The organism is Thalassococcus lentus, from assembly GCF_028023555.1.
Classification (GTDB): Bacteria; Pseudomonadota; Alphaproteobacteria; order Rhodobacterales; family Rhodobacteraceae; genus Thalassococcus_A; species Thalassococcus_A lentus.
The window spans coordinates 1-1193 of the sequence record NZ_JAQIOY010000018.1; the positions used below are offsets into that span (position 1 = coordinate 1).

Sequence of the window (1193 nt, forward strand, 5' to 3'; positions counted from 1 at the left end):
GCGCAGCACATCACCTATGCCGATCTGCACGCGTCGGTCTGCAAGATGGCCAATGTGCTCGAAGGGCTGGGCGTCACCAAGGGCGACCGTGTCATCATCTACCTGCCGATGATCCCCGAGGCCGCCTATGCCATGCTGGCCTGCGCGCGCATCGGTGCCATCCACTCCATCGTCTTTGCCGGCTTCTCACCCGATGCCCTGGCCGCCCGCGTCAACGGCTGCGGCGCCAAGGTCGTCATCACCGCCGACGAGGCCCCGCGCGGTGGCCGCAAGACCCCGCTCAAGACCAATGCCGATCAGGCGCTGCTGCACTGCGCCGATGATGTCGCCTGCCTGGTGGTCAAGCGCACCGGCGGCCAGACCACATGGGTGGACGGGCGCGATCACGACTACAACGCACTGGCCGAGGCCGCATCAAGCGCCCATACGCCGGCCGTGATGGATGCCGAGGACCCGCTCTTCATCCTCTACACCTCGGGCTCCACCGGTCAGCCCAAGGGGGTTGTGCACACAACAGGTGGATATTTGGTTTACGCCGGCCTCACCCATGAGATCGTCTTTGATTACCACGAAGGCGACGTCTACTGGTGCACCGCCGATGTGGGCTGGGTCACGGGCCATTCCTATATTGTCTACGGCCCCCTGGCCAATGGCGCGACCACGCTGATGTTCGAAGGCGTGCCCACCTACCCGGACGCCAGCCGCTTCTGGCAGGTGGTCGAAAAGCACAAAGTCAACCAGTTCTACACTGCCCCCACCGCGATCCGCGCGCTGATGGGCCAGGGCAACGAGTTCGTAACCAAATGCGATCTATCCTCCCTGCGAATCCTCGGCACCGTGGGCGAACCGATCAACCCAGAGGCCTGGACCTGGTACAACGACGTGGTGGGCGGCGGCCGCTGCCCCATTGTTGATACATGGTGGCAGACCGAAACCGGCGGGCATCTTCTGACGCCCCTGCCCGGCGCCCATGCGACCAAGCCCGGCTCGGCGATGAAGCCGTTCTTTGGCGTGCAGCCCGTGGTGCTTGAGCCGACCTCCGGCGAAGAGATCCACACCGTCCCAACCGAGGGCGTGCTGGCGCTCAAGGCCAGCTGGCCGGCGCAGATGCGCACCGTCTGGGGCGATCACGAACGCTTCGAGAAGACCTACTTCTCGGACTACAAGGGCTATTACTTTACCGGTGACGGCTG

Annotated in this window: 1 protein-coding gene; it reads left to right on the top strand. The window is 64.5% G+C overall.

The features are described from left to right. Window positions 1-1193, top strand: a 1193-nt coding sequence (locus PFY00_RS18955) for an acetate--CoA ligase (protein ID WP_271434177.1), incomplete at both ends; no start/stop codon positions are given.